We start from the raw sequence: 26,100 nt of genomic DNA on the forward strand, positions 1-26,100 counted from the left end.
ATCGGTCTCCGAGTCGACGACGGCGTGCTCACTGCATATGTGCCGCTGTGTCCGAACGAGTCGGTGAAGTCTGCCGAGGTGGACCTGCCCCAAGGAGACGGAAAACGGGTGTTGACCGTCGACGGACCAACTCGGCCGACCTCCAAGGTCGTGCGTCTCGATGCATCGCAGTGGCGACATACGTCCGGCACCTTCGAATACTCCGGGCAGGAGTTCAGCGTGGACATCACCGCGACGGCGCACACCTATGGTGCCGCCGCGATCGGCAGGACGCTTCCAACTGACCTGCCACCAGGCACGTTCGACTCGGACGGCAAGCGAGTCACCCCGGCGGATCTCGACGCGAAAGCGAGCTGTGCCCGAGCGTCGGCTCCGAAAGGAACATGAACGGCTCCTGTCAGTGGTCGAGGGGCCAGAGGTGGGCGGTGGGTGGGGCTTCGACGCGCCAGGTGGGTGGTGCGGTCGGGTAGACGCGGGTGCTGAGGACGCGGCCGGCGCTGGTGAAGACCTCTAGGACCGAGCCGTCGAGGAAGATCCGCGCAGCGGGTCGGCCCGACGACGGATCGAAGGCGTCCGCGACCTGCATGCGGTCGCGGTGCGCGTGTGGGGAGAGGCTGGCCTCGGTACGGTCGATCGTCAGGGTGTCCGCGTCCAGCGAGATGACAACCCGCTCCTGCTCACCGAAGTGGATGACGACCTGCCCCGACCCATCCGGTACGGCGATCTCGCACTGCGCGCCCGTAGTACAGCCATCGGCCGGTACGCCGGGACCGGTGCGCAGCGTGTCGATCGTCGGCACCGGCGCACTGCGCAGCGACGAGTCGTCACCGAGCCACACCACTCGCGGCAACGAGATCACCCCCGCCCAGTCGTCCCACCCGGCGCGGTCGCGGCCCTCGGTCAGCCACCCGTACAGCAGCGGCCCGAACCGGCTCTCGCGTTGCGCCGAGGCCGCGTAGAAGTTCGTCCCGTGGTCGACGCGTTGCGGGACGAGCGGCACGTCGACGTCGAACGACAGTACCTGCGCGGAACCGCCTTCGGGCGACCACGACGCGATCACCGCGATCCGGCGGTCGTCGATCGTCAACAGCTGCGGGCATTCCCAGGCGGCGCCGGTGTCCTCGCCGTTCACGGTGGTACGAGGCAGCTCCGCCAGCGGCCCGACGTACGACCAGGACTCCAGGTCGGGCGACCGGTAGAGCGTGATGCTCCCGCCGCGGCCCGCGTACCCGGCGCCGACAGCCATCCACCACGAGCCGTTCTCCTGCCAGACAAAGGGATCGCGGAACATGATCGCGTCGTCGGTCGGATCCGGAATGACCTGCCGAGCCGGCCCGAACGACGCGCCGCCGTCGTCGGAAACGGCCGTCAGTACGGACTGGTACGGGCTGTCGTCGAGGTAGCCCGAGTAGAACGCGCGGATCCGGCCGCCGTCGAGGACCGTGTTGCCGGACCAGCAGCCGTCGGTGTCCGGCCCGCCCGGCAGCGGGGCCATCGCGGGCCGGTGCAACGTCCAGCGGACGTAGTCGGTCGACGTGACATGCCCCCATTCGACCGGCACGTGCATGTCCAGCACCGGCCGCGACTGGAAGTACAGGTGGACGTCGGACCCCACCTCGAGAGGCCCGTTCGGGTCGTTGATGTACCCGCGCGGCGGCCGGATGTGGAACGCGGGGCGGAGGTGGGCGGCCGTACGGGTATCGGCCTGAACTTGGGTCAACGGGATGCTCCTGCCGTGATGCCTGCGATGAAGTACCTCTGGGCGAAGACGAACAGCACGACGCTCGGCAGGATCGCCAGGATGACGCCCGCCAGCACGATCGAGATCGAGCCGGTGCCGAGGTTCCCCTGCAGGCCGACCAGGCCGAGCGGCAGGGTGAAGTTGTCCTGCGACTGCAGGAAGATCAGTGGCCGGTAGAACTCCGCCCAGAAGCCGGAGAAGTTCAGGATCGCCAGCGTCGCGATCGCGGGACCGGCCATCTTGGCGTAGATCATCAGGAACGTCTGGAAGTGCCCGGCGCCGTCGATCCGCGCGGCCTCGCCGAGTTCGCGCGGCATCTGCATGAAGTACTGCCGCATCAGGAACGTACCGAAGGCGCTGCCGAGCGCGGACACCACCAGCGACAACGGGCTGTCGGACAGGCCGAGGTACCGGATGATCACGAACACCGGGATGATGATCGTCTGCAGCGGCACCATCATGGTGGCCAGGAAGATCCCGAAGATCACCGAGCGCCCCGGAAAGCTGACCATCGCGAACGCGTACCCGGACAGCGTGCAGGTGATGGTCTGGCCGACCACGATCAGCCCGGTGACCAGCACGCTGTTGACGAAGAACCGGCCGATCGGGATCCGGTCGAAGACCGCGCTGTAGTTGGAGAAATCAGGATGCAGCGGCAACCACTGCGGCGGATTGCTGAACGCCTCGGCAGGCGTCCGCAGAGAGGTCGTGACCGTCCACAACAACGGGCCGAGGGCAACCATCGCGGCGATCACCAGAACGAGGATGCCGGTCAGCCGGCCGATACGGGCGAGGCTCATTGGTAGAACACCAGCTTTCGTGCGGCGAGGAACTGCAGCCCGGTGATCACCAGGATCGCCACCAGCAGCACGATCGCGATCGCCGAACCGTACCCGAACTGCAGGTTCTGGAACCCCTTCTGGTACATCGAGATCGTCACCGTCGTGGTCGCCGATCCCGGGCCGCCCTTGGTCATGATGTACGGCTGGTCGAACAGCTGCATCGCGTTGATCAGGGCAACCACCGCGGCGAACAGGATCGTTGGACTGATCAACGGAATCTTGATCCGGAACAGCGTCCGCAACGGCCCGGCGCCGTCGATCTGCGCGGCCTCGAGGACGTCGGTCGGTACCGACATCAACGAGGCGACGAACAGTACGAACGTGAACCCGACCTGCTGCCACACCGCGATCAGCACGATCGTCGAAGCCGCACCGAAACCGCTGGTCAGCCACGGTACGTTCGGGATCCCGAGCAGCCCGAGGTAGTAGTTCACGACCCCGAACTTGTAGTCGAACAGGTACCCCATGAAGATCGACACGGCCGCGGTCGAGGCCAGCAGCGGCAGGTAGAACGCCGTACGGAACAGGGTCCGGACCCAGACCAGCTTGCGCTGGTTGACGAGTACCGCGAGCGCGAGGCCGATGGTCAGCTGCAGTACGACGATCGCGAGCGCCATCCCGAGCGTGACACCGAAGGACTTGAGTACTGGGCCGTCGTTGAACAGCTGCTCGTAGTTCTTCAGTCCGACGTACTCCGGGCTCGAGATCACGTCCCAGGAGAAGAACGACAGGCCGAGCGACGCGAGGATCGGGATCGCCGTGAAGACCGCGACGAACAGGACCGACAGCCCGATCATCGCGAAGCCGAACCGCGCCTCTCCGTGCGACGTCGGATGTCGGCGCCGCTCCACGACGGTGACCCCGGCGGTGACGGCGGTCATCAGCTCGCCCCCGCTGCCTTCTCCAGGTCCGCCTGCAGTCCGTCCAGTGCGGCCTTCGCGTCACCCGACGAGATCGCCTGGGTGGTCCGCTGGTTCAGCGCGGTCGCGAGCGCGTTGTAGTACGGCGGGGCCGGGATCGGCGCGGTGTCCGGGTGCTTGGACAGCGTGTCGTAGAAGACCGACCAGTGCTTCGGCCCGGTCTTGGAGTACCGCTCGGCCGTCACCAGGGACTTGCGGCCGGGTGTGGTCACGTTGCCCGGGAAGACCAGGTCGAAGGTGTCCGGCTTGACCAGCAGCTTCAGGACCTCCCAGGCCAGGTCCTTCTTCTTCGACGACTTGAAGATCGCGTACCCGCCGGCGCCGAACAGATGCCGCTGGCTCTTCCACTTCGGGAACATCGTCACGTCGAAGCTGCCGTTCTTCATCCCGGCGTTGGCCAGGCCGCCGGCCCAGAAGCCGCCGCCGATCGACATCCCGATCCGGTTCGATGCGAACAGGCCCTGCAGCGTGCCGCCGCCGCCGACGTCCGGCGACGGCGAGAGCCCCTTCTTGGTCAGCTGGATCATGTAGTCGAGCGCCTCGACGGTGGCGTCGGAGTTCGCCGTCGGCGCCCCCCACTTCCAGCCGCCCTTCCGCCCGGCGGCAGCAGCGTCGCCGGCGTACGCCTTGCTCCACAGCCAGTCGCCGCCGTCGTACTTGCCCTCCTCGAGCAGGTTGGCGTTGTTCGCGTACATGAACGACGTCCAGCTGCCCCACAGCCGGACCACCCAGCCGAAGGCGTTGATGCCCTTGAACTTGGCGATCTTCGTGGCCGCGGACTCGAAGTCGTCGAGGGTCCAGCTCTCGCTCGGCGGAACCACGCCGGCCCGCTGGAACAGCTCGGTGCTGTAGAACATGTTGCCGGCGTTGAAGCTGTCCGGCAGTTCCCACAGGTGGCCCTGGTACATCATCGACTCGACCAGTGCCGGATGGATGTCGGCGAAGTACTCCTTCAGCGCCGAGAGGTCCTTGGTGACGTAGTCGTCGAGCGGGATCGCGAGCTCCTTGGACGCCATCAGCTGCAGGCCCTCGGTCGCGACGCTGATGATGTCCGGCGGCGTACCGGCCGCGATCTGGGTCAGCACCTTGGCCAGGAAGTCGTTCCAGTCGGTGCCGTTGATCGCCGAGATCTCGAACTTGATCGTCGAGTCGAGTTTGGCGATCTGCGGCTGCAACCGGTTCTGCAGCTGGGTCGCCTGCGCCTGCTCGCCGAAGTACAGCATCTTCAGCGACTTCGACGAGCCGCCGCCGCTGTCCTTGCCGCAGGCGGCCAGGTCGGCGAGCGCGGCGAGGCTCAGGCCTCCGGCGCCGGCCTTCAGCAGGGTACGGCGGCCGAGTGTGCCGGTGGCCGGATGAATACCTGTCATGGGACTTCCTCCTAGCGCCCAATACGTATTGACTCGGGACCGTAGCAGCGGCTTAGAGTGGGGTCAATACGTATTGGCCGAATCTGTGATAGTTGTTGGCGGCAGTGCTCACCGTGGAGGGGGACCGATGGCGAAGAAGGCAGCGGCCGGGCCGAAGCGCGTCACGATGACCGACGTCGCGCGCCGCGCGGGGGTGTCCCAGCCGACGGTCTCGTTCGTCCTGAACGACCGCCGCGACGTCGCCGTCGCCGAGGAGACCCGGCGGCGGGTGCTGCAGGCGGCGGCCGAGCTCGACTTCGTCCCGAACCGGGCCGCGCAGCTGCTCCGGTCGAACCGGTCCTTCACGATCGGCGTGGTGACGAGTGGGATCGTCTCCCAGCCGTACGCCGGTCTGATCGTGCTCGGCCTGCAACAGGTCGTCCAGCCGGCCGGCTACGTCTGCATGGTCGTCGACACCACCGACGACCCGGGGCAGGGTGACGACGCGGTCGCCAGCCTGGTCGCGCAGGGCGTCGCCGCGATCGTGTACGCCTCGCTCGCACCGAAGCCGTTGCACCGCAGCCCGCGGCTGGACGGGATCCGGACGATCTTCGTCAACTGCTGGCCGGAGGAGGGGCCTGCCGACACGGTGCTGCTGGCCGACGAGTATGCCGGGGGGCGCGCGGCGGCGGCGTCGGTGTTCGAGCGCGGGCATCGCGAGGTGGCGTTCCTCGGCGGTATGCGGGACGACTACGCCTGCAAGGAGCGTCGTCGTGGGTTCGACGATGCGGCGCGGGCGGCCGGTCTGAAGCCGGCGGATCTCGTACACCGGTACGGCAACTATCAGATCGGGAACGGGTACGACCTGGCTACCGAGGTCGTCGTCGAGCACCGTCCGACCGCGCTCGTCTGCGGAAACGACCGGATGGCGATCGGTGCGCTGCTCGCGTTGCACGCGCTCGGACTCGACTGCCCCGGCGACGTCAGCATCGTCGGCTTCGACGACCAGCCCGACGTCGCCGACCAGGTCCGCCCCGGCCTCACCACCGCCGCCCTCCCACACCTCATGCTCGGCCGCCGCGCCGGCGAACTACTCCTCACCCCACCCGAGGACGCCCCCGACCGCATCATCGTCGACTGCGAACTGATCGAACGAGACTCGGTCGGCGATCCACCGAAACACCGCCGCCGGATCACCCCACCCGCCACCTCGCCCACCGCCCGGCGGGGGAGTTCCAAGTGATCCACTGGCGGCCGGAGCTGGGGTTTGTCGGGGATGTGATTCCGTTCGAGTATGGCGGGCGGGTTTGGTTGTTTTATCTGTTGGATCTGCGGCCGGACGATCCGACCGCGGGCTCGGGTGGAATGCCGTGGGCGTTGGTGTCGACGACGGACTTCGTGGAGTACACGGACCACGGCGTCGTACTGCCGACCGGAGATCGGGACGCGGTCGACTTCGACTGCTACACCGGCAGCGTCGTGGCGGAAGGATCGCGTCTGCACCTGTTCTACACCGGACACAACCCGCGCCGTGGTACGGCGGACGGTGCGTACCAGGTCGTCTGTCACGCAGTGAGCGATGGCGATCCGACCCGCTGGACCAAGGTGCCCGAAGATACCTTTGGTGCCCTCAACGGTTTCGTACCGCAGGACTGGCGCGACCCGTTCGTCTACCGCACCGCGCCGAACGAGCCCTGGCAAATGGTGCTGGCCGCACGGTACGACGATGCGCCGGATCGCCGGTGTGGTGTCGTGGCGCGGCTGACCTCGACAGACCTCAAGCGTTGGGAGCTCGCGCAACCGCTGTGGGAGCCGCACCGCTACATCACCCAGGAATGCCCGGACGTCTTCCAGTTGGGCGACTGGTGGTACCTGGTCTACTCCGAGTTCAGCGACGCCTTCCAGACGCGCTACCGGATCGCACGCACCCCGGACGGTCCGTGGCTCGCGCCGCCCCGGGACACCGTCGACGGACGCGCGTTCTACGCTGCGAAGACGGTGCTGCACGAAGGGCGGAGGTTCTTCGTCGGCTGGATCCCCACGAAACAAGGGGATGCGTGGCAGTGGGCCGGCGACCTGGCCGTACTCGAAGCACACCAGGAACCCGACGGCACGCTCGCGTTCGGGCTGCCCGCGGAGGTTGTGGCGGCGTACGACCCGGCAGCCGTGAAGCTGTCACCGCTCGACGGTGCGGCGGACGAGCCGGGTCAAGGAGCCCACGACCGGTACGCCGCCTGGATCGGCGACCCCGTGCCGGAGCATTGCCTGATCACGCTGACGGTCGACGTCGCGCCCGGTACGCAGTCGTTCGGCCTGCTCCTGCACGCGAGCCCCGACGGCGAGTACGCGACCGTCCTCCGCCTGGAACCGCAACGCGACCGCGTGGTCCTGGACCAGTGGCCGCGCGGTCGCACCGGTCCCGCCCAGTGGCAGATCCACGGCGACGTCACGCACGCCGTCGACCTGGAACGCGCCTGCCCGCTCCCACCCGGCCGCCACACCATCCAGGTCCTCCTGGACGGCCCAACCGCCCAGGCAGTGATCGACAACCGAGTAGCCCTGAGCTTCCGCCCGGACCTCGTTGCGTCCGGCGATCATGTCGGGCTGTTTGTCACCGACGGCGCGGTGGAGGTTGTCGAGCTTCGCGCGGGTTAGATTGCAGCATCATGCACCGGGTCGGTGCCGAAGACTTCGCCGACCCCGGCTTCGCACATTTCGGCTCGAAGTACCACCTGTTCCGCACCGGCGCCGGCTACGGCACGCGCTGGACGACAACCGGCGGCTGGTCCGCGATCCACAAGTCGATGTCGGCGATCCCCGCCTGGGTCGACCACGCCAAGCCGCTGCTCTGGGCGCCCGAGGCGTTCCAGAGCTCCGACAGCCATGGCGCGCTCTACGTCATGTACTTCGCCGGCCAGTCCTCCTCCCGCAACGTGCACTGCGTCGGCGTCGCCACGTCCCCGCAACTCCGCCGGCACCTACATGCCCGGTTCGAAGCCGGTCGTCTGCTCGCCGTGGGTCTCCCGCGGATACGAGTCGATCGACCCGCCGGCGTACCGCGCGAAGGACGGCAAGCGATACCTGATCTACAAGAGCGACTACCGCAACGCCTCCGGAAGGCCCGTCGGTGATCGCGCACGGCGGCAAGGTGTGGCTGTTCACGGCCCGCGGTGACTTCGCCAACTGCTCGTGCAACACCGACGTCTGGTCCGCGAGGCTGTGCGGCCCCGGCGGTGCGACCGTCATCAACGTCGGCAGCACGACCTGGATCGCCTTCCACGCGTACGTCGACGCGAACCACAACGGCGTCAAGGACTCGAAGACCCGCCAGGCCTAACGTTGGCGTCCCTACTTGGCCTGAGGCTTGCCTGGAGTGGCGCTGATCCGTCGGTCGATCCGATGCGTGCCGGTGGGGTCGACGTGGAAGGTGAAGCCGTGGGGTGTGGTCCATTCGAGGGTCCTGTCGTTGATGCGGTGGACGGTCCAGTCGTGGGCGTGGGTCTTGACCCGGTGGCCGAAGCGGCCGAGCGGTGCGAGGTTGGTGGTACCTCTCTAGATGTCCTGCGGAATTTTCCCCAGGTGCGTCACCGTGCATCGCCATGCATCGCGCGGAAATTCGGTCTTGTGCGGTCGCCGGCGGCGGGGTGATGCTGGCCGCGTACCCCTCACGGTGAGGGGGCGGGACCAGCCCGGAGGTGGTGCTCCAGGCCGGCCCCTAGGCAAGACCTAGCTAGGAGGTCTCACCATGCCTTCACCCTACGATTTCGAGAGCGCCAGCGAGGCGGAACGCGCCGCGTACGACCAGGGCGCTGAGGACGCGCTCAATCCGTCGCGGTGGACGGAGGAAGATCTCGTGATCGCGCTGGCCGCTTGTGCGGACGCGGCCGGCCGGCAGTACCGCGAACGCCGGCAGCAGGCTCAGCAGTAGCTCACCGGAGGAAACCTCGGCCCGTGTCGCTTGGGGCGGCGCGGGCCGAACCTATTTCCCGGTGATGCGCCGCGCGGTCCGCTCCATCGCCCGCCGCAACTCGCGCGAGATCCGGCCGGCGTTGCGCCGGATCGGCCGGGAGAACCAGTTCTTCGCCCTCGGGAGCGACTGAAAAACTCGCGGCCGGTGACCGTACGTCGGGTGCGAGACGTGCCCGGCGTTGATCAGCTTCAGCTGGTCGATGCCCTTGGCAACGAGTCGGACCCGCAGCGGGGCGAGGTGCTCGGCGTCGATCCGCGAGCGCGCGACGATCTGGTTGAGGCCGCCGCGCTTCGGCAGGCGCTCCAGTGCCGAGCCCCGTACGTCCTCGTCCAGCCGTTTCGTGCTGCGGTCCAGGGCGTGCTGTAGCTCGCGTTGTAGGCCACCGTTCGCGGCGAGCCGGAGGCGTTCAGCGGCCCGCTTGGTTTCGCCGCCATCGGTGATCCGGATATCCGTCACACGCGCTCACCCGGCCCGAACCCTAACCCTCTGTAACCCTTGCTGTGATTCAGGTGGACCAGCGACTGCTGGATCACCTTGCCATCGAGGACCATTTTGTTCTCGATCACGATCGGGCGATTCATCGCGGCCAGTTGGTGCTGGTTGAAAACAGCCTCCGGCTTCCGCGTTTCATTCAGTGCCAACTGTCCCGGCATGAGCCATCCACCATTCCGATAGCCACCCGCCTTATTCCAGCCAGCAGGCCCGGAACCATACCGGGCCACTGTGTAACGGATTGCCGCGTAAACGTTGGCTAACGGGTCGAAAATCCCGCGCCCGCGCAAACCGTTGCCGTAGGCATCGAAAGTGGGCTGGATGACCTGCATCAACCCCTTGCTCGGCGTACCGCGCTTCGCGTTCGCGTCCCAATTGTTCTGCGCCGACGGGTTGCCGCCGGACTCGCGCTGCATCCGGGCCAGCAGACTCGGCAACCACGCGGCCGGCTCGTGCGCGAGCGCCAACGCCTGCAAGGCCACAGCACGCCACCGCTGGACACCGGCGCCGGCAGGACCAACCGGGCCGGTACCGCCGAACATGGCACCGAGGATCTTCTGCGCCTGCGCGGCATTCTTGAACACGCCCTCGGAGTGGAAATCGACCACCGGGCCGCCGGCGGCCATGCCGGGGATGATGGTCGCGGTCCCGTTGTTGACCGAGCTCATCGCCTTGCTGCCGTACTTGCTGGCCGAGGCCGCCTTGACGACGTACTCGTTGTTGCTGAGGGCAAACAGTCCCGCGGTGTCGCTGGTCCCCGTGCCCGGACCGGTCACCAGGCCACCGACGGCGAGCCCGTGGTCGAGCCGCTGTTGCTGGGTGAATCCAGCGATCGTGCCGCTCGTGGTGTATTTCACCAGCACGGTTTTGCCGTGCAATTTGTCGATTTGCGCTTGCGTCAGCAACAACTGATCGGCGAGTTTCTTCGCGGCGGTCTTGCTCAACCCCATCTTTTCCGCCATGCCGATGAACTGCGCGCGGGACGCCTGCGCGGCCTGCGACGCGGCAACCGTGCCAGCGTTCGCCTTCAGCATCGCCGAGACCTGATCGTTGGCGGCCTGCGCGAGGTTGACCAATGCGCTGTGGTTCGCGCGGCCCTTCGCGGTGTTGTCGTTGAGCGTGCGCCCGTTTTCCTTGAGGGACGCCGTCGCGTCGGCAACCGACTGCTTATATGCGATCTCGGCACCGGCGGCACCAAGCGCCAGATTCTGCGCGCGGTACATCGAAGTAATCAGCGCATCGGTCGCGCTGGTCTGCCGATTGATCTTGTCCGTCAATGATTCGACGGGCTTGGCCGCCGCCTTGACCGATCCCGCCATCTGGTTCGAGGCGTCGCCTGCGTGCTTCAACGCCTCGGCGGTCTGGTCGGTCATGACCTTGCCGAGACCGAGCTTGCCGGCCAGGAAGTTCAACGCGTCCGCGATGTAGCCGAGACTCTTCAAAAACAAGACAAACGGGGTCAGCGCGAGGTCGATCGCGAACCGCAGCGCGTCCATCACCGCCGTGACGAGCGACAGCCCGCCGGTGAATTTCTTGAACTGCCCGTCCGCATCGTTCAGGATCGCGAGGAAGTGCAGCAAGTCGCCGGTGATAGCGCCGATGCCACGAACGAAATCCGCGAGCGCGGTCGGGTTCGCCTTGACCGACTGCGACAACCGGATCAGCCCGCCGGCGATGCTGTTGATCGCGCTCTGCAGTCCGGGGCCGAGGGCAACCAGTACCGCAGCAAACGCCTGCGAGACCGGCCGGATCGCGGGGCCGATCCGCTCGAACGTGCGGCCGATCTGGTCACCGAAACTCGCGAGTCCGGGTGCAAGATCCTTGAACGCGCCAGCGAGCTCGGGCTTGAGATTCGCAAGGGTGCGCCTGGCAACGACCGACAAGGCAACAAGCACGGTCTCGAACGGCTTGCTCAGTACGCGTACGTCGGCGCCCATGTCGGCCAGCGTCGAGCGCCAGGCGTCCCGGACCCGCTGCGACTTCGCCGCGAACACGATCGGCAAGGCAGCGAGCCCAGCGCCGACGCCGGCAACAATCGCACCGCCGGCCACGGCGCCCGCCGCAGGTAGCACTGTGAGCGCGGCAGCCGTGATGACACCGGCCAATATCGGCCCGACGTAGGGCGTCTTCAGTGCGCCGATCAGTCTGGCATTCACGTCCTCGCCGGCGGCCTTGCCGGCGGCCTCCAGGTCGCCGGCACCCTTGCCCAGCCAGTGCAGCAAACCCTGCACGAAGCTCCGGCCGGACTTCTGGCCGTCGGGTGTGGCGGCCTTCTCGATCTCGCGCGCCACGGTCTTCGCGGCCCGCGCGGCATCACGCCTTGCCTTCAGCAACGACTGTTCGGCCCGCGCGATCTGCGACAGTTTCGCGTTCGCGTTACCACGCACCTCCGACAGCCGCTGCTCGGCCACCGTGACGCGGCCGAGCATGTCGGCGTGTTTGTCCTCCAGGCCGGTGAGCTTCGCGGCGCTGTCCGCGTACTGGCGGGTCGATTTGGTGACCCGTTTCTGTGCAGAGTCGACACCGTCGAGCTTGCTAGCGACCGCGCTGAGGATCGCGGTGCCACGGTCGCGAACCTCGACAATGAAGGACAGGCGCTCGTCAGCCATCGATCAGAACTTTCGGGAGGAGGGGCGGCGGCGACCCCACGCCGCCCAGATTTCGGCGCTGGAATCCCGAGGATTGGGGGGTCGCCGCCGGTCAGTGGGGTTCGCCGGTCTCGGCCTCGATCAATGCGTGCAGCGCGGCATCGGTCATCTCGGGGGCGATGAACTGCTGCAGCCGGAACCCGTTCACCAGGCCACGGACATACCCCTGCAGCCACACATCGAGATCGCGCTGACTCAGGTCGCTGTGTTCGATCAGCCAGTCGCGCCAATCGGCCGCGTACTGCTCAGCGGCATCCTGCAACCAGTCAGCCACCAGGTCACCTCGCCTCTTCGTTGCTCGCGGCAAGTTCGCGTCCGCAGACCGCGAGCATTGCCCGTAGCGCGTCGTCGTCCGGTTCGCGCAGGATGACCTTCGGTGGGCCGTTCAGCGCCTCGGTGACAGCGCGCTCGGCCTGACGGAACAGGTCCTCGCGGTTGCGCCGTACGCCCTCGATCGTCATGCCGTACCGCTGGCCGCCGAGGGGTACGCGGGTCGACGCGGACCGCGCGAGGTGGAAGCAGTCGTACGCGCGTTCGCGCGGCGTCAGGGCGCTCATCGCAGCGTCCACGTACCGCCGGCGCGAACCTCGCGTACGTCGCCACCACCGGAAACCTCGTCGGGGTTCATGCGGCGTAGTTCCTTCAGCATCCGCTCGAAACCGCGAACACCGGACCGACGCAACCGCAGGTGCGCTCGGCGCAACTGATCGCCGTTGTAGCTCCGGCTACCGTCGCTGCGCTTCTCGATGAACCCGTCCAGGCAGGCGATGCGCTCGACGATGGTGGGGACCGAGTGCGGCGCCGGCAGACTGGAGGAAAGGGCCACCGGCGCCGCACTTGTGGCGACCGTGCCAGCGGAGGCCTTGTCAGCCGTGCCGGCGGGGGACGCCGTCGCCTCGACCACCGCGCGGGCAGCCGAAACGCTCAGGGCGGCGGGGCGCGCGACGCGCCGGCCGTCGTTCGGGACGAAGGGCACGAGAATCATCGATCAGCCCTCCACCGCTGCGCGCCACAGGGCACGCAGGTTCTCTTCGGCGCGCTGTACCGCGTTGCGGGCGCGTTCCTGGCGGTCAAGGTAGGCCGGCGACAGATGGAGGGTCGTGATGCCGAACTCGTTCTTAGTCCGTGGCTGATTCCCGGCATCACTGGCCGCGCGCTCCTCCCGTAGCGCCTCATCGAGCCGCTGTTCGGCCTCCAAGATTTCGCCGATACGTACGAGCATTGTTGCCTCCTCTCAAGCAACAATCTCCGAATCCACGATTTTTCCGCTATTTTTCCGAGGCGAACATTTCTCGCAGTATTTGCGAGGGCGACCGCGGCCGGTATTCACGGGGATTTCCCCGCCGCAGCCGGGACAGCCATCGGGTGCCGCGAGCAACCGTTCCGCCTCCTGGACGACGACGTACCACATCGGGTCAGCGTGCCGGGCAAGCTTTGCGGCAGCCTTCAACCGCAGGGCCACCGACACAGCCCGATCCCGTTCGCTGGTCATGTCGCCCCGCAATGCGGGCAGTTGTTCGGATCGCGGCGGTCGCTCGGTCGGCGCAGCCACGCCCAGACCGTGCCGGGGTCGTCGTCCTCGGGATTGTCCTCGGGATTAGGCCACGTAGCCGGCTCGGAGGGGTCGGGCAGGTAAGGACGTTCGTTGCCGCAGGCCACGCACGGCAGCGTCACGCGCTGGTCACCGTGCCAGCGGTCATCGTCCGGCCGGCGCGTGACGTAGACCATCGGCTCAGTCATCGCACACGATCCACCGGTGGTGCCGGGCATGCCCCGGACCCGTCCACATGGTCGAGCCAGGCTGGACCCGCATGCACGGGCAGTCCGGCGGGTGGTCGCACGTGGGGTACACCCGATCCCGGTCGGCGTTCAGGGATGCCGTACGCGGTCTCAGCACGGACGCCACCGGCTTACCCTTGGCCTTGCGCTGGTTGCACAGCCGATGCGCGAGTCGGAGGTTGCTGCGCTCGTTCGCGAGGTCCGGACGTGCGGCCACCGGGATCACGTGATCGATCTGAGCAACGGCCGGATCGAAGCGGTCGGTGATGGATTTATCCACCGGCATTTTGCAAATGTGGCAATGCGTCTCCTCGGCGAGTACCTGTTTCCGCAGTGCGCGGTATTCCCGGCCGTCGAGATGTGCCCGTGGCCCTCGGCAATCGTCGCACCGGGACCGACGTTTGCCGCCGTTCGGGTGCTGGGGTGGTGGCCAGAAATCGCAGCCACAGCCTGTACAGATCAACGGGAACCTCCAAATATTTCGTTGCTTTTCGCAACCTTCCGGGGAGAGATGGCATCGAAGCGCAGGTGTGATGGGGCCAGCGGTGACCTTTTGACCCACCCCTCCCCTTGGCGGCGATGCGAGCTCGCGAGATCGCCGCCGCTGGTCTTCCACCTCGCGCACGATTGGCCACCAAGACGGGTGTTCGTGCCTGCCACCGGGGACAAGCCCGGAGATCGACGTACGCGGTTGTTCGCGGTTGTTCGTGTTGCCTCCTACAGGTTGATTGGCTGCGCCCGGTGCGAGACCTGCGCCCGCTCTAAGAGCGGCGGTCGCTGGCGCAGGTCTCGCCATGCACCCTGCGCCAGGCTGCGCCAAACGACCGGGCGCAGGTCGAATGCGCCTTTGACCTGCGGTTTTGTCATGATTCGTCGTCGCTGCGCCAAGCTGCGCCAAACAGGTCGATGCAGCGCGTGTGATCGACCCCTGCGCCAGCCCAGTTGGCGCAGGATTTCCGGTGTCGAATCACCTTCTCCAGGTCCCTGTCGCGGACCTGTACTCCGTCAGCGCGGAGCACCTTCGCGGCGGTCACACGGCCGACGTTCTGCGCGACGCCGAGCCGCGACAACTGTTCGAACAGATCGTTGTATCGGGCATCGGCCGCGACCGCCCAACCACCACCCTCGACCTTGTGCCGGAGTGGATTCGCCTGGCGGGTGAGCACCAGTTCGGTCTCTGCGATCTGAAACCGCTTATCGGTGCAGGTCAGCTTGTATGTCGTCGCGGCTTCCTTGGTGAGCTTCCACACCGCATCCACGTCGCCGTACTTCGCCGACGCACCACGCATCCCCTTCTCCTCATCCTTGCCAGGATGGTCGAGGCGGATGAACGCAATGCCGGCCTTCTTCAGTGCAACCCCGGTGAGGCGGTACAGCGCGAGCCAGGTGTCGTTTTCGTTCTCCTTGCCACCGACCGCACGCGAGACGGTGTCAACGACAACCACGTCGCAGTCGTAGTGCTCTGCCGCGTCGAGAATCTGCGCCGCGCCGAGCGGGGTGTCGAGCGGATCCATTGCCGGAAACGACAGGTACTTGAGGTTCTCCAGGTCGCCCGGGCCGTACGCCATATCCTCAAGTCGGGTCCGGATGTCGCCGCGCGGGTCGTTCTCGTGGTCGACGTACAGCACCCTGTGTGCCCGGTCGGGCACCACACCGAGCGTTCGCTCACCCGTGGAAATCCCCACCGCGATTTCCAGCATCAGCAGGCTCTTACCCACCTTCGGCTTCGACCAGATCGCAACCCCGCGACCGGTCGAGACGAGCGGCTGCAGGATCCATTTCTCACCCGGCTCCTGCTGCCACAATTCCTTCCAGTCGATGACCTTGAAGGGGTACGGCGACCGCTGTTCGTTGCCTTGGTCATCCTGTCGCTCAGGACCGGTCTCCCGGCGTTCCTCGTTCCTCGGGAGCGTTCCGGGAACACTGGTCAAATCCCACGGGTTGTCCACGACGCGCACGCCGAGCTCGACCAGTACATCGCCCATCTTGCAGCGTCGGCCGCAGGTGATGACACGGCCATCGCTGTACTTGCAGTACCTGCCACGCAGCATGTATCCGCTATCTGAACCGCAGTACGGGCACGCAAAATCTTTCACCTTCTCCGAGATCCGCGCCTGATGGCGGTCCGCCTCCTCGATGGCGCCATGGTCAACCAGCGCGTCGATAATCGCCCACCACTCGGTGTCGGCATGGCGGGACAGGCCGTACAGCTTCAGGCCGCGCCTGCCACGGCGCCGTACCTCGCGCTCGTTCTCCTCCGCGAGATAGGCCGTATGTTCCTCGTCGCTGATTTCGCGGTAAACCTGGATTCGCCGAGGCTCGCTCACGGGTGCCCCCGCGTCGCACGCCGCGCACGCCGATACAGGGCGAGCGAGGTCGGCGCCGGCTTCCAGGCCATGCACCATTCCAAATATTCGCGCTCGGTCATGTCGGCGGTGCTGACACGAGTTACAGTGGACTTGAGCTTGCTGTGGTGGCCGCTCACATTGCCGCCGGTCTCCTCAGGGCCGGCGGCTTCAATTTCGGGGTCAGGTGACACAGGGGTTACCCCTTTCGAGGGCGTCGAGCGGCCCTGACCCTTGATCCGCTCGACCGGGAGATTCCGGGTCAGCGAATTACTGCGTCGCGAAACAGCAGGCCGGCGAGCCGCGCGGCCTGTTCCTGCGTGAGTGGGGGTGCGGATGCGACGACCCCATCGAGCCAAGATTCGACGCGGGCGGCCTCCAGTTGGGCCTCCAGTTGGGCGATTCCTTCGGTGTTGTCGGGATGCCAGCGCTTGGCCATGGCGATCCGAGCGGTTACCACCCGGTGAGATTTGTTGCGTGCGGCCACTTTCGGCCCAGCCCTTCGGTGAAGGGTCGCTCAATCAGGCGTTAAGGGCGTGAGAACGTGAGGGCGTCGGAGTTCAGTGGTGCGACCGTACGGGTACAACAAAATTCACAGTAAGGTGCGCAGTTCGACAACGCAAACTTAATCCCGGCGCCATTCGACACGATCCGCCACCGGGACGCGCATTCCTGGCAGCACCCGCAGTTCTCCGAGCAGGTCGGGCGCGAGCAGGATGCGCAGCACCTCGCGCTTGGTGGCCATCGGTGCGGCGCCCCACCGGCGGCGTACGTCCTTCCCCGGGGCCAGGAGGCCGCGTAGACGCGGCGGCGTGGTGAGCTCGGCCTCTTGGTCCTCGGCAGCCTTCAGCCGCGCCTGGATGCCCTTCTCGGCCTGCCCGGCGAGCGTCGCGGAGATCGCCCCGGCGGCCAACTGGTCCCCGAGGTCTGCGAGCTCGTCGCGGATGCCGGCGATTTCGTCGCGCACCACCCGCAGTTTCTCGCCGCCGTCGCTCGCCTGCGCGGTCAGCGCCTGGTAAACGTCGTCGCGGGCCAAATACCCGAGGACAACATTTTCGGCGTATTTGTCGAGCTCGGGTTTCGAAATCGACACATGCCCGGAGCTCGGGTGACAGATGTAAACCGGTACGCCGTTCTTCATCCGGGCGCAGAGCTTGCCACCGCAGACGCCACAGCGCGCGACCATCGACAACAGGTGCACACCCCGGCCCGGCCGCGTGGTCTTGCGCTCGGGCGCGGACAGGATGTGCTGCACAGCCAGGAAGGTTGCCTTCGGCACCAGCGCTTCCCAGTTGCCCTGCACCACCGTGACGGGTTTCTGGCCGGGCTTGGTGTGACTGCCCCGCCGGCCCGGCGTGTGCTCGCGCTCACCGACGTACGCCCGGCACGCCGCGATCGTCCGCAGGTGCGCCGGCGTGAACGGACGCGAGGACGCGTTCGTAATCCCCCGCGCTTCCCAGTCGGTGGCGATCCCCCGCAGGCTGTGGCCGGCCTCCAGTCGCGCGAACAACTCGCGGATCAGTGGCGCGGTCGCGGGGTCCGGTTCCTGGCGGACGAGCTTCCGAGTAGTCGGGTCGTAGATCCGGCGGTACCCGAGCGGGGTCCGTCCGTGCGGCAGGCCGAGCTTGGCGTTCGCCTGCATGGCGCGATTGACCTGATCCGAGCGTTTCGCGGAGTCGTACTCAGAGTCCACGGCGTCCTCCTGCAGCGACCGGCGGTCGCGGTGGTTCGCCGGATCGTACGTCCGGGCGTGCGTCGTGACATGAATCCGGACACCGCATTCCTCGCACAGCTCGATCAGCTCGGCCCATTCACTTACCTTGCGCGATCCACGCGAGGATTCCCAGAGCCAGAGAATGTCCGCATCGAACCGGCCGGCCTTCAGGTCGCCAACAAGCCGGACAAAATCCTCCCGCCCCTTCCGGGCGTAGCGACTCGCCGAGCCCACGTCGCGGTACGGCTCGCCCAGCGTCACCCCGAGCGCGCCGGCGGCCTGCGCATTGTCGTCGTGCTGTTCCTCAGGCGACCGCTGCCGGCCGGACTTGTCGACGCTCACACGCAGGTATTCCCGCGCGGTGGTGCTCGCGGTGGTGGTCATGCCGTCCACGATACATCTAGCAAGGCACAAGCTTGGTGGTGCTGGTTTGGCCGGGTGGGCCGAGTGGGTTGTAGGGCTGGATGTGGTCGAGGTCGATGGTGTTGGTGGTTTCGCGGGTGCCGTAGGGGAAGAGTTCCACGGGGTGGATGAGTTTGATGCGTTCGCGGATGCGGGTGGGGATTTCGTAGGCGTTGACGCTGACGGCGTCGTTGAGGTCGATGACGGGTTTGACGACGTAGGGGCCGTGGCCGACAAGCTCGGTGAGTTGGGTCGCGAGGAGAGGACCAATGGACTCGACCCGCAGCACACCGGTGCGGGTGGCGAGGGTGTGGTCGGTGAGGTGGACGACGACCTCGGTGGTGCCTGGGCGTACCGGTGCCTTGTCCGGGCTGTTTGTTCGTGCGGGGTCGCTTGGGGTGCGGTAGGCGTGCTGTTTGATTTGGGCCAGGCGGGCCTCTTTTCCCGGGGGGATCCTGCTCCTAGGATGCCGGGCAAGCTAAACCGGTATATCTGGGGAGTGTGAGGCGATGTCGGATCCGGTGCGGGTTTCCCGGAGGACTCTGATCACGGTCGGCGGCGCGGGGCTCGCGGCGGCGCTGGCCGGCATCAATCCGTTGCCTGCAGCCGCAACCGGTACCGCCGGCGCGGGCGGAGCGGGTGGAGCGGCCGGAGTGGCCGGAGCAGGCGGAGCGGGCGGAGCGGTGGGAGCGAGTGGGGCGGGCGGGGGCGTCGCGCCGAGGCCGGGGTCGGGTGGGATTCCGCCGGGGCCGTCGACGTACGGCTGGGATCCGGCGGACCTGCTCGAGTTCGACCCGGCGACACACCCGTGGGGCCGGCACCTGCGCTGCCTGGTCCCGCTGGCGCCGCGGATCGCACCGTTCGCGCCGACCCAGGCGCATCCCGACCTCGACCCGGGCGTGCGCCTGTCGACGCTCAGCCTGGACGACGCCGGCACGATCTACGAGGGCCGCAACCAGCCGATCGGTCTCGAAGGGCATACGTATACACAGCGGTTCTGGCCGTACATCGACGTCTGGGGGACCTGGCACGGTCAAGTACTGCCGTCGGTGCCGAGCGACGTGGTCGCGGACCCCAGTGCCCCGGGTCGCACGTACGGCGTCATCGACATCCCGAACCCGGGCTGGACCGAGGCCGCGCACAAGAACGGCGTGCGGATCATCGGTGGCTGGTTCTGGCCGCGTACCGGCGTCGACTTCGGCGAGTTCCTGGTGCAGGCCGCGGACGGCTCGTTCCCGGTCGGCGACAAGCTGATCGAGATCCGCCGGTACTTCGGCTTCGACGGCCTGTTCATCAACCAGGAAGCCACCATCACCGCCGCCCAGGCCGGCAAGCTCCGCGACCTGTTCCGCTACATCAAGGCGCACGACCCGGGCTTCTACCTGCAGTACTACGACGCCGACCTGCCGAACGGCGACCTCGACTACCAGAACACCCTCAACAAGAAGAACGTCCCGTGGCTCGGGACCCCTGGCGACCAGACCGTCGATTCGATCTTCGTAAACTACGGCTGGCCGTACGTCGACGCAGACCTGACCGGCAGCGCGAAAACCGCGACCGACGCCGGGTTCGACCCGCGCGCGGTGGTGTTCGCCGGGGTCGAACACCAGCAGGGCGGCTTCAACCCGGAGGAGTGCTTCACCGACTACGCGTACCCGGGCCACCCGGGCCCGGTCTCGGTCGGCCTGTTCGTCGAGGACCAGTTCTGGGCGAACGCGGCCTGGTCCGGCGAAACGTCGACAGTGGCCGGGCGGGCGAAGTACCGCGATCTCGAACAGCGCTTCTGGTCCGGCCCGACCGGCAACCCGGCGACGTCCGGCCGGCTCGAGTCGCGCACCCCGCCGTACCGTACGGATGTCCTGAACTACAAGCGCTGGGACGGCATCGCGCACGGCATCGTCGAGCGGTCGCCGTACGGCGGGCTGCCGATCGTGACGACGTTCAACATCGGCGTCGGCAGCACGTTCTACCTCGACAGTAAGCAGGTCCGCGACAGCGGCTGGGACAACCAGGGCTGCGCGGACCGCGCGCTGACCTGGCAGTACTGGACCGACGGCGTGACGGTGACTCTCGACGAGAGCACGGCGTACGAGGGCGCGCACAGCCTCGCTCTGTCGGGCAACGGCGTCATGCACCTGTTCAAGACCGACCTCGCGCAAGCAGCTGCGACCGAGGTGCGCGTCGTCGCACAAGGTCTTTCGACGCCGGAGGTCGGGGTGACTCGTCGTACCGATCCGTCGCGCGTCGCGTGGATCGGGTTGACCCCGGCTCGGCGGGTGGGCGGCTGGATCGAGTACCGCGGCAGGATCGCGCGCGGCGGCGACCGGATCGCCCGGATCTCCTTGCGTACCAGCGGATCCGGGCACCTCGGCAAGGTCCTGCTCGCCGACAGCCGCACCGTCGACGTCATCCCGTCCCGTCCGCGGGCCTTCGCGGTCGCGGACGCCGGCCCGGGCGCCGGATCCACCCGCCACCTGACCTTCGAGTGGACGCTGCAGCCCGACGCCGCTGCGTACGACGTACTCCAGAAGGGACGGTGGCTGGGCCGCGTCCACCGTGACGTGTTCTTCGCCGAGTCCGTCGACCTGACCGTTGGTCGCACCTTCGATCTGGTCCCGATCGGTGCCAACGGCAACCGTGGCCCGTCCATCGGCGTCACGTTGTAACGACCTCCGGGGACGCTGCACCAGCAGCGTCCCCGGACTCAGGAGTTGTCGTACCGGTCGCGCGAGTCGGCCACGTACTGCCGGTGGTTCTCGGCCCAGGTGATCAGCCCGGCGACCTGGCCGGACAGCGTCTCGCCGACGGGCGTCAGTGCGTAGTCGACGCGCGGCGGTGAGGTCGGCGTGACGCTGCGGGTGACGAGGCCGTCGCGTTCGAGGCTGCGCAGGGTCAGCGTCAGCATCCGCTGCGAGATGCCCTCGATGGTTCGCTGGAGTTCGGAGTACCGCTTGGGGCCGTCGCCGAGCAGGTCGAGGACGAGCACGCTCCACTTGTCGCCGACCCGGTCCAGGACGTCCCGCAGTTGACAGGTCGGATGGCCGTGGCCGATCCGCCCACGCACACCGGTGTTCGCTACGCGGTTCAAAGTGCCTTCTTCCGCCATACCGGCAGTCTGTCGCACGCTTTCTGTACGCACAAGAAGTAACCAGCGAACAGAAGGTACCCATGACTGTCGACCTCGCGGCGCCGCCGCCGCGACCCGGACCCCGGCCGCTGACCACCGGCCGGGAGATCCCGCACGACCAGCTCGACCAGTTCTCGCCGCCGGAGATCAGGGCAGCCCTCGTCAAGGAGGCGCAGGCGCTGCCCGGCGTCTTCACCGGCCCGAGCCAGGTTTCGGAGCCGTCGTCGCTGGCCCTGCGGCTGACCGAGCCGGCCGGCCCGTGGGAAGCGTTCCTGCATCCGAGCCGCGACGAGTTCGGGCACATCCACCGCGTCGGCTTCTTGCATTTGACACTGCCCATCGAGCTGATCGGCCCGCTGGAAGCGGCCGGGTGGGTCGAGCCGCATCCGATCAGCCGGCGGCCGGAGTGGCCGGACACGATCGTCATGCTGTACGCCCCGCGAGGCGAGGCCGAACTGACCCTGGCGACCGCCGCCCTGCACGCCTCGTGGCTGCAGGCAACCAACAAGGAGTAGAGACAGATGCGTGCAGTGGCATTCCCCGAATTCGGTGCGGCGCCTGTGCTGACGGAGCTGCCGGTGCCGGAGCCGGGCCCGGGCGAGGTGCTCGTCGAGGTGCGGGCCTCGTCGGTGAACGGGTTCGACCTCGGCGTCCTCGGTGGATATCTGAAGGGCGTGTACGAGTACGAGTTCCCGGTCGTACTCGGCAAGGACTTCGCGGGCGTGGTCGCGGCGGTCGGCGACGAGGTGACCACGGTCGGGGTCGGCGATCGCGTGTTCGGAGTGGTGATGCGGCCGGCGCTCGGGCAGGGCGGCTTCGCGGAGTACGTGGTGGTCGACTCGCGGTACGGGCTGGCGCGGATGCCGGCGGAACTCGACCACGCCCGGGCCGGTGCACTCGGCCTGGCCGGCACCGCGGCGCTGAACGCGATCGACGCGGTCGATCCGGGAGCCGGCGAGCTCGTCCTGGTCTCCGGCGCGACCGGCGGAGTCGGGGCGTACGCGATCCAGCTGGCCGCGGCTCGCGGGGCAACGGTGATCGCGACGGCCGAACCTGGCGCGCAGTCGGCGTTCGTTCGCGCGCTCGGTGCGACGTGGGTGGTCGACCCGGCCGAACTGGTCGAGCAGGTCGGCCGGATCGCGCCGGACGGCGTACAGGCTGCGCTGCACCTGGCCGGCGACGGGGACACCGTGGCTGGGCTGATCGCCCCGGGCGGCCGGATCGCGTCGACACTGCACTTCCAGCCCTCAGGGTCGGACCTCGAGACGACCGCTGTCATGGCGGATCCCAGCGCTGAGACGTTGTCGCAGCTGGCGACGGAGGTGGTCGAGGGCCGGCTGCGGGTTCCGCTTGCCAAGGCGTACGCGCTGCCCGACGCACCCCAGGGCATTACCGACTTCGTGGCGGGCACTGTCGGCAAGCTCGCGGTCACCATTCCGTAGCGAGTCGAATTCTTGCAAAGATCGATCGAGATATTGCGCGCTTGTTTCTCGCAGGTTACGGTCTCGCCACTACCGCCCCCATCGAGAGTGAGCCGCCCATGTTCCGGTCGATCAAACGGAGGGCGCGCCACGGCGTGCTCGCCGCCTGCGGTGCGCTGGTCGCCGCGAGTCTCAGCGTCGTAGCCTCCGCTCCGGCCTGGGCCGCGGCGTCCGGCGGCGTCGGCGCGACGTTGCCGTACGTCGAGGTGCAGGCCGAGAACTCGTCCACCAACGGGACGGTGATCGGTCCGAGCGCCGCGTACAACACGCTCGCGGCCGAGGCGTCGTACCGCAAAGCCGTCACGTTGCAGGGCGGCGGGAAGTACGTCGAGTTCACGACGCCGGTGGCGACGAACTCGATCGTGTTCCGCTACAGCATCCCGGACACCGGGTCGGGCTCGGTCTACACGCCGCAGTTGTCGTTCTACGTGAACGGTTCGAAGCAGTCGAACTTCATGCTGACCAACGCGTACAGCTGGTACTACGGCGGCTATCCGTTCACGAATTCGCCGGGCGGCAACCCGCACCACTTCTACGACGAGGTGCACCGGCTGTTCGCGACGACGTACCCGACCGGTACGAAGTTCCGGCTGCAGATCGACGCCGAGGACACGGCCGGCTCGTACACGATCGACTTCGCCGACTTCGAGAACGTTCCCGGCGCGTTGTCGCAGCCGGCCGGTTCGGTGTCGGTGACCAGCCAGGGAGCGGACCCGACCGGCGTCGCGGACTCCACCAACGCGTTCAATGCGGCGATGGCCGCGGCCGGATCCGGCGGCACGGTGTGGATCCCGGAGGGGACGTTCAAGATTCCGGGGCACCTGATCCTGAACAACATCACCTTCAAGGGCGCCGGGATGTGGCGCTCGACGATCGTTGGTGCGGCCCCCGGTTTCTACGGCAACTACGCGCCGAACGCGAGCAGCGGCGTACACCTGTCGGACTTCGCGATCTTCGGCGACGTGCAGGAGCGCAACGACGGTGCCCAGGTGAACGGCATCGGCGGCGCGCTGAACAACTCGACCGTGGACCGGGTGTGGATCGAGCACGAGAAGGTCGGCGCGTGGATGGACGGGCCGTTCACCAACCTGGTGTTCAACGGGATGCGGATCCGCAACGTGACCGCCGACGGCATCAACTTCCACGTCGGCGTCACGAACTCCAAGGTGACCGACAGCGATCTGCGCAACCTGGGTGACGACGGCCTGGCGACGTGGTCGGACCAGAACGCGGACGCGAACGACTCGTTCGACCACAACACCGTGCAGTACCCGATCCTCGCCAACGGCATCGCGATCTACGGCGGGCACGACAACTTCGTGACCGACAACCGGGTGATCGACGCCGGCCTCACCCAGGGCGGCGGCATCCACGTCGCGCAGCGCTTCAACTCGACGACGCTCGGGCGGACCGACGTACTGCGGAACACGATCATCCGCTCCGGCAGCCTGGACCCGAACTGGCAGTTCGGCGTCGGCGCGCTCTGGTTCGACGCCCGCGACGGCGCGATGTCCGGGTTGACGAACGTCGACAACCTGCTGATCCAGCAGAGCCCGTACGAGGCGATCCAGTTCGTCTCCGGCTCGAATATCAGCAACGTCAAGATCAACAACGCGACGATCCAGAACACGGGGACCTGGGTGGTGCAGGAACAGGTCGGTGGCTCGGCAACGATCACCAACAGCACGGCCACCGGGACGCAGGCGCCTGGTCCGATCTACAGCTGCGGCGTCGGCTTCACGCTCACCGATGGCGGCGGCAACTCCGGGATCTTCGGACCGGCGCAATGCCAGAACATCACGGCGCCGGCGTTCCCGCCGTACCTTCCGGACAACGGTTCGCAGCTCTCGATCAGCCCGACCGCGTTGAGCTTCGGTTCGGTCGCGACCGGTACGTCGAGTGCGGTGCAGGCGGTGACCGTGACGAACAGCGGTACGGCCGCGGCCCCGGTTGCGTCGGTCGCGATCACTGGGGACTTCACGCAGACGAACAACTGTGGGAGCAGTATCGCGGCCGGTGCGTCGTGCACTGTGAACGTGACGTTCAGCCCGGCGGCGGCCGGGAGCCGTACCGGGAACCTGACCATCAACGCGTCCGGGGTGGTGAACACCGTTCCGTTGTCGGGTACGGGCGTCGCGCCGGGTCCGGTCCTGAACGCGAACCCGGGCAGCCTGTCCTTCGCGGACACCTTGGTGGGCAGCGCGTCCTCCGGCCAGACGGTCACGCTGACGAACTCCGGTACGTCCTCGGCGGCCGTCTCCGGGGTTGCCGCGACGGGTGACTTCAGCCAGACCAACAACTGCGGGACTCTTGCGGTCGGTGCGTCTTGCACGGTGACCGTCACGTTCCGGCCGACCGCATCCGGAGCCCGGACCGGCAGCGTCTCGGTCACCAGCAACGCGAACAACAGCCCGTCGGTCATTTCCCTGACCGGGAACGGGATCGGTACCGACACCAACCTCGCCCTCGGAAAGCCGGCCACGGCCAGCAGCCAGGTGAACGGCACCCAGACCGCCAGCACGGCAACCGACGGCGATGCGAACACCTACTGGGAAAGTGCGAACAACGCCTTCCCGCAGTGGCTGCAGGTCGACCTCGGCGCCGCGCGCAGCATCGGCAAGGTCACGCTGAAGCTCCCGCCGAGTTCCGCGTGGGGAACGCGCACGCAAACGCTTTCTGTCCAAACCAGCACCGACGGCAACACGTTCAGCACCGCGGTCGCGTCGGCTGCTTACACCTTCACCTCTCCCACCAACGTGGTGAACATCCCCGTACCGACCACGACCGCGCGCTACGTCCGCGTCAACGTCACCGCCAACACCGGCTGGCCCGCCGCGCAAGCCTCGGAGCTAGAGGTCTACTCGAGCGGCACCACCGGGCCCACGAACCTTTCCATTGGCAAACCAACCACCGAGTCCAGTCACAACGACGTCTACCAGTCAGGGAACGTCACCGACGGCAACCAGTCAACCTACTGGGAAAGCGCGAACAACGCTTTCCCGCAATGGATCCAGGTCGACCTCGGTGCTCCCGCGACCGCCGCGCGAGTCGTCCTCCAACTGCCTGCCAGCTGGGGGTCCCGCACTCAAACCCTGTCACTCGCGGGCAGCACCAACGGAACCGCCTTCGACACTGTCGTTGCCTCCGCCACCTACACCTTTGCCCCCAGCAACGACAACACCGTTGCCATCACGTTCCCGGCCACGACCCAGCGCTACTTCCGCCTCAACGTCACCGCCAACACTGGCTGGCCGGCCGCCCAGATCTCCGAGCTCCAGGTCTGGACCACGTAG

27 protein-coding genes are annotated in these 26,100 nt (G+C 67.4%); 10 read left to right on the top strand and 17 right to left on the bottom strand.

Annotated features, from left to right (window positions below; genetic code table 11):
* Positions 1-63: 63 nt before the first annotated feature.
* Positions 64-387, top strand: a complete 324-nt coding sequence (locus ACFYRU_RS28120; protein ID WP_387663792.1) for a hypothetical protein — start codon at positions 64-66, stop codon at positions 385-387.
* 10 nt (positions 388-397) lie between these two features.
* On the opposite strand, the gene ACFYRU_RS28125 is transcribed toward ACFYRU_RS28120, so the two are convergent.
* The 4 genes from ACFYRU_RS28125 to ACFYRU_RS28140 are packed head-to-tail and all read right to left on the bottom strand — an operon-like array spanning position 398 to position 4,870.
* On the bottom strand, positions 398-1,720 hold the full coding sequence (locus tag ACFYRU_RS28125; protein WP_387663794.1) for a glycoside hydrolase family 32 protein: 1,323 nt from the start codon (positions 1,718-1,720) through the stop codon (positions 398-400).
* Complete coding sequence (locus ACFYRU_RS28130; protein ID WP_387663796.1) at positions 1,717-2,541, bottom strand: carbohydrate ABC transporter permease; 825 nt, start codon at positions 2,539-2,541, stop codon at positions 1,717-1,719. Before ACFYRU_RS28130 ends, ACFYRU_RS28125 begins: the two co-directional genes overlap by 4 nt.
* Complete coding sequence (locus ACFYRU_RS28135) at positions 2,538-3,464, bottom strand: carbohydrate ABC transporter permease (protein ID WP_387663798.1); 927 nt, start codon at positions 3,462-3,464, stop codon at positions 2,538-2,540. Before ACFYRU_RS28135 ends, ACFYRU_RS28130 begins: the two co-directional genes overlap by 4 nt.
* Positions 3,464-4,870, bottom strand: a complete 1,407-nt coding sequence (locus ACFYRU_RS28140) for an ABC transporter substrate-binding protein (RefSeq protein WP_387663800.1) — start codon at positions 4,868-4,870, stop codon at positions 3,464-3,466. Before ACFYRU_RS28140 ends, ACFYRU_RS28135 begins: the two co-directional genes overlap by 1 nt.
* A 127-nt stretch (positions 4,871-4,997) precedes the next feature.
* On the opposite strand from ACFYRU_RS28140, the gene ACFYRU_RS28145 reads away from it, so the two are divergent.
* From ACFYRU_RS28145 to ACFYRU_RS28165, 5 genes are all read left to right on the top strand, one after another.
* A complete protein-coding gene (locus tag ACFYRU_RS28145) occupies positions 4,998-6,092 on the top strand; it encodes a LacI family DNA-binding transcriptional regulator (protein ID WP_387663802.1) in 1,095 nt (364 codons plus the stop codon).
* Positions 6,089-7,504: a glycoside hydrolase gene (locus ACFYRU_RS28150; RefSeq protein WP_387663804.1), complete on the top strand. Its 1,416-nt coding sequence runs from the start codon at positions 6,089-6,091 to the stop codon at positions 7,502-7,504. Before ACFYRU_RS28145 ends, ACFYRU_RS28150 begins: the two co-directional genes overlap by 4 nt.
* Before the next feature lie 11 nt (positions 7,505-7,515).
* Positions 7,516-7,980, top strand: coding sequence for a hypothetical protein (locus ACFYRU_RS28155; protein ID WP_387663806.1), 465 nt, complete (start codon positions 7,516-7,518; stop codon positions 7,978-7,980).
* On the top strand, positions 7,977-8,186 hold the full coding sequence (locus ACFYRU_RS28160; RefSeq protein ID WP_387663808.1) for a hypothetical protein: 210 nt from the start codon (positions 7,977-7,979) through the stop codon (positions 8,184-8,186). Before ACFYRU_RS28155 ends, ACFYRU_RS28160 begins: the two co-directional genes overlap by 4 nt.
* 408 nt (positions 8,187-8,594) lie before the next feature.
* On the top strand, positions 8,595-8,777 hold the full coding sequence (locus ACFYRU_RS28165) for a hypothetical protein (RefSeq protein WP_387663810.1): 183 nt from the start codon (positions 8,595-8,597) through the stop codon (positions 8,775-8,777).
* Between the two features lie 51 nt (positions 8,778-8,828).
* Here the strand turns inward: ACFYRU_RS28165 and ACFYRU_RS28170 are convergent, their stop codons facing one another.
* The 12 genes from ACFYRU_RS28170 to ACFYRU_RS28225 all read right to left on the bottom strand — a co-directional run bounded on the left by ACFYRU_RS28170 (position 8,829) and on the right by ACFYRU_RS28225 (position 18,488).
* A complete protein-coding gene (locus ACFYRU_RS28170) occupies positions 8,829-9,275 on the bottom strand; it encodes a hypothetical protein (protein WP_387663812.1) in 447 nt (148 codons plus the stop codon).
* Positions 9,272-11,920 (bottom strand): transglycosylase SLT domain-containing protein, encoded by a 2,649-nt coding sequence (locus ACFYRU_RS28175; protein ID WP_387663813.1) that lies wholly within the window; start codon positions 11,918-11,920, stop codon positions 9,272-9,274. The genes ACFYRU_RS28170 and ACFYRU_RS28175 overlap by 4 nt, the downstream gene beginning before the upstream one ends.
* 91 nt (positions 11,921-12,011) lie before the next feature.
* Entirely contained in the window at positions 12,012-12,233 is a 222-nt protein-coding gene (locus ACFYRU_RS28180) for a hypothetical protein (protein ID WP_387663815.1), read from the bottom strand.
* A gap of 4 nt (positions 12,234-12,237) precedes the next feature.
* On the bottom strand, positions 12,238-12,516 hold the full coding sequence (locus ACFYRU_RS28185; protein WP_387663817.1) for a hypothetical protein: 279 nt from the start codon (positions 12,514-12,516) through the stop codon (positions 12,238-12,240).
* Entirely contained in the window at positions 12,513-12,944 is a 432-nt protein-coding gene (locus ACFYRU_RS28190) for a hypothetical protein (protein WP_387663818.1), read from the bottom strand. The genes ACFYRU_RS28185 and ACFYRU_RS28190 overlap by 4 nt, the downstream gene beginning before the upstream one ends.
* 3 nt (positions 12,945-12,947) lie before the next feature.
* Positions 12,948-13,181 carry a hypothetical protein gene (locus tag ACFYRU_RS28195; protein WP_387663820.1) on the bottom strand — a complete coding sequence of 78 codons (234 nt, stop codon included), beginning with the start codon at positions 13,179-13,181 and terminating at the stop codon, positions 12,948-12,950.
* 266 nt (positions 13,182-13,447) lie between these two features.
* On the bottom strand, positions 13,448-13,699 hold the full coding sequence (locus ACFYRU_RS28200) for a hypothetical protein (protein ID WP_387663822.1): 252 nt from the start codon (positions 13,697-13,699) through the stop codon (positions 13,448-13,450).
* Entirely contained in the window at positions 13,692-14,534 is an 843-nt protein-coding gene (locus tag ACFYRU_RS28205) for an HNH endonuclease (protein WP_387663824.1), read from the bottom strand. Before ACFYRU_RS28205 ends, ACFYRU_RS28200 begins: the two co-directional genes overlap by 8 nt.
* Positions 14,535-14,601: 67 nt before the next feature.
* Positions 14,602-16,065, bottom strand: coding sequence for an AAA family ATPase (locus ACFYRU_RS28210; RefSeq protein WP_387663825.1), 1,464 nt, complete (start codon positions 16,063-16,065; stop codon positions 14,602-14,604).
* Positions 16,066-16,345: 280 nt separating this feature from the next.
* Positions 16,346-16,522 (bottom strand): hypothetical protein, encoded by a 177-nt coding sequence (locus tag ACFYRU_RS28215; protein WP_387663827.1) that lies wholly within the window; start codon positions 16,520-16,522, stop codon positions 16,346-16,348.
* Positions 16,523-16,708: 186 nt separating this feature from the next.
* The gene (locus ACFYRU_RS28220) at positions 16,709-18,181 is read right to left on the bottom strand and encodes a recombinase family protein (protein WP_387663829.1); all 1,473 of its coding nucleotides are present in this window, start codon (positions 18,179-18,181) and stop codon (positions 16,709-16,711) included.
* A 16-nt stretch (positions 18,182-18,197) separates the two neighbouring features.
* On the bottom strand, positions 18,198-18,488 hold the full coding sequence (locus tag ACFYRU_RS28225; protein ID WP_387663831.1) for a hypothetical protein: 291 nt from the start codon (positions 18,486-18,488) through the stop codon (positions 18,198-18,200).
* A 220-nt stretch (positions 18,489-18,708) separates the two neighbouring features.
* Between ACFYRU_RS28225 and ACFYRU_RS28230 the strand changes: the two genes are divergently transcribed.
* The gene (locus ACFYRU_RS28230) at positions 18,709-20,865 is read left to right on the top strand and encodes a hypothetical protein (RefSeq protein WP_387663833.1); all 2,157 of its coding nucleotides are present in this window, start codon (positions 18,709-18,711) and stop codon (positions 20,863-20,865) included.
* Between the two features lie 38 nt (positions 20,866-20,903).
* Here the strand turns inward: ACFYRU_RS28230 and ACFYRU_RS28235 are convergent, their stop codons facing one another.
* Positions 20,904-21,287 carry a winged helix-turn-helix transcriptional regulator gene (locus tag ACFYRU_RS28235; RefSeq protein WP_387663835.1) on the bottom strand — a complete coding sequence of 128 codons (384 nt, stop codon included), beginning with the start codon at positions 21,285-21,287 and terminating at the stop codon, positions 20,904-20,906.
* A gap of 80 nt (positions 21,288-21,367) precedes the next feature.
* Here ACFYRU_RS28235 and ACFYRU_RS28240 point away from each other — a divergent pair, with 80 nt between their 5' ends.
* The 3 genes from ACFYRU_RS28240 (at position 21,368) to ACFYRU_RS28250 (ending at position 26,100) form a co-directional block, all read left to right on the top strand.
* The gene (locus ACFYRU_RS28240) at positions 21,368-21,841 is read left to right on the top strand and encodes a luciferase family protein (protein WP_387663837.1); all 474 of its coding nucleotides are present in this window, start codon (positions 21,368-21,370) and stop codon (positions 21,839-21,841) included.
* 6 nt (positions 21,842-21,847) lie between these two features.
* Positions 21,848-22,768, top strand: coding sequence for an NADP-dependent oxidoreductase (locus ACFYRU_RS28245; protein WP_387663839.1), 921 nt, complete (start codon positions 21,848-21,850; stop codon positions 22,766-22,768).
* A gap of 98 nt (positions 22,769-22,866) precedes the next feature.
* Positions 22,867-26,100, top strand: a complete 3,234-nt coding sequence (locus ACFYRU_RS28250; RefSeq protein ID WP_387663841.1) for a discoidin domain-containing protein — start codon at positions 22,867-22,869, stop codon at positions 26,098-26,100.

Origin of the sequence: Kribbella sp. NPDC004536, assembly GCF_042873835.1 — a bacterium.
Lineage (GTDB): Bacteria > Actinomycetota > Actinomycetes > Propionibacteriales > Kribbellaceae > Kribbella.